General features: G+C 57.0%; 5 protein-coding genes. 3 read left to right on the forward strand and 2 right to left on the reverse strand.

All coding sequences use genetic code 11. From position 1 onward, the window contains the following. Positions 1–211: 211 nt before the first annotated feature. Positions 212–1,150 carry a metallophosphoesterase gene (locus FXV83_RS08305; RefSeq protein WP_148738690.1) on the forward strand — a complete coding sequence of 313 codons (939 nt, stop codon included), beginning with the start codon at positions 212–214 and terminating at the stop codon, positions 1,148–1,150. 7 nt (positions 1,151–1,157) lie between these two features. Here the strand turns inward: FXV83_RS08305 and FXV83_RS08310 are convergent, their stop codons facing one another. Beyond that, entirely contained in the window at positions 1,158–1,646 is a 489-nt protein-coding gene (locus FXV83_RS08310) for a CDP-archaeol synthase (RefSeq protein WP_148738691.1), read from the reverse strand. 175 nt (positions 1,647–1,821) lie between these two features. Between FXV83_RS08310 and FXV83_RS08315 the strand changes: the two genes are divergently transcribed. Continuing rightward, on the forward strand, positions 1,822–2,760 hold the full coding sequence (locus FXV83_RS08315) for a metallophosphoesterase (protein WP_148738692.1): 939 nt from the start codon (positions 1,822–1,824) through the stop codon (positions 2,758–2,760). A 1,106-nt stretch (positions 2,761–3,866) separates the two neighbouring features. Here the strand turns inward: FXV83_RS08315 and FXV83_RS08320 are convergent. Beyond that, positions 3,867–6,569 (reverse strand): beta strand repeat-containing protein, encoded by a 2,703-nt coding sequence (locus FXV83_RS08320; RefSeq protein WP_187435749.1) that lies wholly within the window; start codon positions 6,567–6,569, stop codon positions 3,867–3,869. Here FXV83_RS08320 and FXV83_RS44890 point away from each other — a divergent pair. Next, positions 6,547–6,672 (forward strand): hypothetical protein, encoded by a 126-nt coding sequence (locus FXV83_RS44890; protein WP_283811700.1) that lies wholly within the window; start codon positions 6,547–6,549, stop codon positions 6,670–6,672. The genes FXV83_RS08320 and FXV83_RS44890 overlap by 23 nt on opposite strands. Positions 6,673–6,755: the final 83 nt, after the last annotated feature.

Consider the following 6,755-nt stretch of genomic DNA (forward strand, 5'->3'; position numbering starts at 1 on the left):
GGCGAGCCATGACCCAAAGCGACATCGAGCTCATAGCGAAGTTCCACACGCCCAACAGGAAGTTGCACACGCCCAGCAGGTTTATAAGAAAAGCCGGAAGATCTTCCAGGACTTGGTGCTGCCAAGCAGTCAGCCGAAAGGAAATTTCTGACGAGTTGGCAAGCCCTGGTGCTCCCATCGAAGGTTGAGCCGATTCGGAGGAAGTCGTTCCATGGACGAAGATATCCTACACAAATTGGAGGGGCGTCTCGGACCGCTCCATGCGAGACAGCGATTGGCTATCGAGACGGATCATGAGGCACAGATCTTCGGCCACGGCCTTCTCTCCTTTCACATAGAGAACTGGTATCCGGTCCATTCTATCGTCCGAAATGCGCTCAAGCTGACCGGTCTCTACTGGCGCGGACGCCGAAATACAGAAAGCATTCTCGTCAAACGAAATGATGTTGTGTTCAAGGAGCTGCCACCGCTTTTCGACGGCTTCACCATACTCCACATTAGCGACATGCACGTGGATATGAATGAAGCTGCCATGCAGCGCCTTATCGAACTCGTCGGCGACAAGCACTACGATCTATGTGCTCTAACCGGGGACTATCGGGGGAAGAATCTTGGACCGTTTGAGGCTACCTTGAACGGCGTTGCACGAGTGCGAGCTCATCTAAAGGAGCCCGTTTATGGGGTTCTGGGCGACCACGATACCATCCAAATGGTTCCGGGGCTGGAAGCCATGGGAATACATATACTGCTTAACGAAAGCGAGGTGATCGTGCGCGGCGATCAGCAAATCTATCTAGCTGGAATCGATGACGCTCATTGCTTCAAGGCCGACGATATCGAAAAGGCTGCGTTGCAGATACCGTTTGGCGAGTTCTCCATCTTACTGTCACACACACCGGAGGTCTATCATCAGGCGGCTCATGCCGGTTTTAATTTGTTGCTGAGCGGGCATACGCACGGCGGGCAGATCTGTCTGCCAGGATCTATTCCGATCATACTTGATGCAGTATTGCCTCGACAGATGGGAGCAGGAGCTTGGCGGTATCATGACATGGCCGGCTACACCTCTGTCGGTGCTGGATCGAGCGTCGTTCCTGTTCGCCTCTACTGTCCACCAGAAATCACCCTGCACTGCCTTCGTTCGGGCTAACGGCGGGCTAATATGGTTCGTCGCGCAGGTGGGCCCGGAATAGAAAACGAGACAGAATCAGCGCGCCAATAAAAAAGATCCCGACGCCAAGCACTATGTCTGCGATCGTCAATGAAAGTGCGTCGCGGCATGCCAGCATCGGAAATAGGGATTCGGGAATCTGATCGAGCCCGAGTGCCTGGCTGCTGGGCGGAGAGTTTAGGCGGCGCTTCACGAAACTGGAGAACAAATCGCCCGCCATAGCCGCAACCGCTACGATTGCACCAATCGTCAGATCCAGACCGATAAGCGGGGCGCTTGCTGTCGTGACGAGGACTGAAATCAAGATACCGCGGATGGTCTTCGATGGCCCAAACCACGGCCGCCCATCAAAAAATACGGTGCCGGCATCCAGCGGAAAGGAAAAACGTGAGCCAAAAATCTTCTTCGCAACGATCGGTGTGCCGTTCGCCAACGTCATTAAAACCAACAATTGCAGAATATGCAGAAGTCGCATTTCTTCAGCTTAGCTTATAGTTGCATCCGACGTTAGTTCGGTCTTCTATTGTGAGCGCCAGTCAGTGGAACGTCTTGCGCCGGTTATCGTGGGGACAAGCCAGGGTCGGGTTGTTGACCCTGGCCTCATGAGAATACGCTATATCTACCCGAAGGCCGATCAAGGGGGCTAGCTGGTGGACGAAGACATTCTGCGCAAACTCGAGATCCGTCTCGGGCCGCTTCACGCCCGGCAGCGATTGGGGATTGAGCGAGAACATGAAGCTCAGGTATTTGGCCAGGGCCTCACATTTTTTCACCTTGAAAACTCATCCTGGGCCGAGTGGATGATTCGAAATGTTCTGCGGGCAACGGGGCTCTATTGGCGTGCACGCCAGAATGCAGAACGCATTCTCGTCAGGCGGAATGACTTGAGATTCAAGAAATTACCGCCCCTCTTTGAGGGCTTCACCATTCTCCACATTAGCGACCTTCACGTGGATATGAATGAAGTTGCCATGAACAGACTCATCGAGCTGGTTGGCGGCATGCAGTACGATGTGTGTGTCCTGACTGGCGATTATCGGGGTCGGACTTTTGGGCCCTTCCAGCCCGCGCTGGATGGTGTCGCGCGATTGGGAAATCATCTGAAACAGCCAATCTACGCCGTGCTCGGCAACCACGATACGATTCAGATGGTTCCGGGGCTCGAAGCCATGGGCATTCGCGTGCTGCTCAATGAATGCGAAACAATCGTTCGTAAGGACCAACGGATCTATCTGGCGGGAATCGACGATGCACATTTCTTCAGAGTGGATAACATCGAAAAAGCCGCTCTCTCGATACCCCGCGGTGAATTCTCGATCTTGTTGTCTCACACACCGGAGGTTTATCGCCAGGCTGCCGATGCCAATTTTGATCTCATGCTGAGCGGACACACCCACGGCGGTCAGATTTGTCTCCCCGGATCCATTCCCATCAAGCTCGAGGCGGTGCTGCCAAGACGGATGGGGGCGGGGCCTTGGCAGTACGGCGATATGACCGGCTATACTTCCGTTGGTGCGGGCTCGAGCGTCGTTCCCGTGCGCCTCAATTGCCCGCCGGAAATAACTTTGCACCATTTACGTCGCGCCTGACGCTCACTTAATACGGTTCATCACGTACATGAGCCTAAAACAGGAGTCGGGGAGAGAAGTAGCTCGCCGAAGCGAAAACACCCCAACACCCGAGGCAGCTTTCGGCAACCGAAACCCGCCGATGGCACCGGCGACGGGAAGAATGGCAACGTGCTGTCTGGCACTTGTTTCGAAGTCTGCCCTGCTTTCCATGCTGAACCCGTTTTTGACACGAAGCGATCCAACAGGTCATAGGTCGGTGTCAGGTTTTCATCCTGTGAACGGCTCCTCCACCAGTACGTGAGTGCCATGAGCGGAGGCACTGTCATTCAACTGCAATTTGCGCAGTGCATGAGTCTCTTCTGGACAAGTGTATATCGGCCATTAGCCGACTCTTTCCATAACATCTCAACTGCGAACGGAGGCCCTGCCCTGGTGCTGCCGCATAACGGCTTGGCTGGCGAGCGGTCCGCGCAAGGGTCTCCAAAATTGCGATTTGCTGTCTGGCGCTTCGCTCGCGAACGCGTGAAGGGATTTCGTCGACCGCCCGAGAACGCAACAAAACGTCCCAGCGGTGAAACCAATTATCAGGAGCTATGAAGTCACGGCAAAGGATGACGGTTGTAGCGTGTGGCTGGATTCTCGGAGAGGGTAAGCTCATGACTTGGAATCAGCAGCGTTTCACCGCACCTATAGTGATTTTGTGTTGGTCGGCCTTGAGTATTGCCACGCTTATCATGGTCGGAGCGTGGTGAGGCTAAGCTTTACCTGTTTGGCGCGCTATGCGCGAAGAATTCACTTCGTTAGTCTTCTTGGCCGTCGCATTTGGAGGCGTTGCTCTCCTCTGTTCCGGCCTGTTGGCCCTGATACTCGTGGGATAGACCAGGATTTACGCCCACAACGCCACGTTGGACCGCCGCCTGCTGAAACTCGGCGGCAGGCCCGTGAAATGGTTCGGGCGGAGCTGAGCCCGCCGGGGCTGAAGGGGAAGGGCAAATCGTTAGTGAACGGCATTTTGCGAAGCGCGTCTGACGGGCCATGGGAGCCCCTGAATTCACCGACCGAAATCTCACGCTGTTCACGCGCGGCGTAAGCGGGCCGAGCGGAAGGAGCTAAGGATTCGACCGTTAGACGTGGAAGAAGTCCAAATTGGCCAAACTGCTTGCTGTTACGGCCGTTAAGACGACTTCCATATCCGCTGAACCCTGGTTCTGGGCTGCCCCTGAACTGTTAACATAAACAATCGTGTCCGCGCCGCTTTGAATCCACGCGATACTATGCGCAGCCACCTGCGTACTACCGGCTATTAAGCCTTGGACGGTCGTGGCTCCAGTGATACCCGAAATGTCGATGATGTCTGTCCCATGAACGAAGTCGCTGATCGCGTCATGGCTTGCAACAGTCGACTCGGACACGGCAGCAAAGACAAACTGATCAGCTCCAGCGCCCCCTATCAGCGTATCGGCGCCAGCTCCGCCCCGAATAAAATCGTTCCCCGCTTGACCGTCCAACGTATTATTTCCAGCGTTGCCAATAATGACGTCAGCGAAACCCGAGCCACGAACAGCATTCACGCCGGTGAATGCATCTGTACCGACGTCCGCAACATCGCCAGCCGTTCCGTGGGAGTTGCCAGCGGCGAGATCTACGGTCACGCCATCCCGAGCATTGTAGAATGCGATGCGGGTATTACCGTTGCCCGTGATAGTGTCATTGCCGGCCATCCCCTCAAACTCGTTGAAGGTACCGAAATCACCGACATTTGGCCCGGAGACGCCGAAATTGGTCGCGACATAAGTGTCGGCGAAGGCGGTCCCGCGGACCGCTTCAATTGATCGAAGGGTGTCTGTTCCGATGGCAGCGTCACCCGACACCGTGCCCGAAGCCATATCGACCTGAATACCTGAAGCCGAACCATCGTGGTTGTAGAATGCCCTGTCGAACCCACCTTGGCCGTCGATGGAGTCATTGCCGGCGCGTCCGGAAAATTCTTCCGCCGTACCGCTAGGATTGGCAGAGCCGGTGATGGTGTCGGCAAATGACGACCCCGAGGCCGAGCCAACACCCGAGAACGTATCGATGCCCACTGACCCATCACCAGTTACAGTACCCGACGCGCCACTGGTGGTGCTGGTCCAGCTATTGGGCTCGAAAGTGATCGTCACGGGACCGGTCGCATTGGCGTAGATCAGGCGCGTGTTGCCGTTGCCGATGATGGTGTCGTTGCCACCCATTCCTTCAAACTGGTTGAGGTTGCCGTTATTGCCGATGTTGGCATAGGGAAGGCCGGTTGCAGGATCGATAGCGCCGCTGACGCCGAAATTCGTGGCGTCGTACGTGTCGGCAAAATTGGTTCCCTGAATACCTTCGATCGAACGCAAGGTGTCGGTGCCGCTCGAGGCATCGCCGATCACCGTTCCTGCCGCAAGGTGAACGGTGATCCCGCCCGTGGTCCAGGTTAGGTTGGCGTATTGCGCCGTATCGAAGCCGCCGTTTCCATCGATAAGATCATCACCGGCAAGGCCCATGAAGTTCTCGTCGGCGCCGCTTCCCGAAAAGGTATCGGCAAACATCGAGCCCATGACGGCGTTGACGCCGGTGAACGTATCGGTGCCCACCGAGGCGTCGCCGGTCGCAATGCCCATGGCGAAGTTAACGGTTACGCCACCACTTGACTGCGTATACTGAATTCGGGTGTGGCCGTTACCGATGATGGTGTCGTTGCCGCCCATACCTTCAAAGTTGTTGAAGGTGCCGTCCGATCCGGCATTGGTGCTGGTGCCGCTGAACCCAGTGGCGTCGAAAACATCAGCAAAGTTGGTGCCGCGGACGGCTTCCACTGAGCGCAGTGTATCGGTGCCGATCGTTGCATCGCCAGTTACGGTTCCGGCTGCAAGATTAACGGTTATGCCCGTGGTTGTGGTGACGTCGTTGTTATAGATGGCGAAATCGTAGCCGCCGCGGCCATCGATCAGATCGTTACCAGCACGACCGTCATATTGCTCGAAAGTACCATTCGGATTGTCACTGCCCCGCAGCGCGTCGCCAAATGCTGACCCAATGACTGAATTGACGTTTGTGAAGGTGTCGTTCCCGACCGATGCGTCGCCGCTCGCCGTGCCCGCGACGAAATCAACGATGACTGCCGCTGTCGCACTGACAAAGGATATACGGGTCAGAATCTGTCCGGAAGGATTGACCGTGCCGACGATGACGTCGTCTCCCCCCATGCCTTCGAAGCTGTTGAAGCCAATTGGCGTACCAGGCACCCCGGAGTTGCCGCTGAAGCCGATTGCCGAGTAGTGGTCGGCAAAGTTGCTGCCCTGGATGGCTTCGATACCGATGAGAGTGTCGGTGCCGACGCCTGGTCCCGTCACGGTCCCGGCTGTCAGATCGGCGGTAATGCCCCCGGTCGCGTCGACATAGACCGCTCGATCAACACCCGACAAGCCGTTGAATGTGTCGTTACCGCCGAAGCCCTGGAATGCATCGTTCCCAGCGGTCCCGGTCAGGGTATTGTTGCCAGCGTCGCCGAGAATGGCGCCGGGCACGCCTACCAAATAGACCACCGCGCTGCTGGTGGCGGTGTTGCCGGCCGCATCACTTACCCGTGCGGTCAGCGAGTTGGCTCCATTGTTGAGGCTGACCGTTGTGCTCCAGCTGCCGTTGCCCTGCACGATGGCGGTGCCGATCGCGGTGGTGCCGTCCAGGATGGTGACGCTGGCGCCGGCATCGGCGACATCGACCGTGCCGGTGATGGTCTGGCTGGCCTGGTTGGTCGACCCACCCGCGCTGGTGATCGCAACCGTGGGCGCGGGTGGGTCGACCAACCAGGCCAGCCAGACCATCACCGGCACGGTCGATGTCGCCGATGCCGGCGCCAGCGTCACCATCCTGGACGGCACCACCGCGAACGGCACCGCCATCGTGTAGGGCAACGGCAGCTGGAGCACAACGGTCAGCCTCAACAATGGAGCCAACTCGCTGACCGCACGGGTAAGTGATGCGGTCGGCAA

Origin of the sequence: Bradyrhizobium hipponense (assembly GCF_008123965.1) — a bacterium.
GTDB lineage: Bacteria > Pseudomonadota > Alphaproteobacteria > Rhizobiales > Xanthobacteraceae > Bradyrhizobium > Bradyrhizobium hipponense.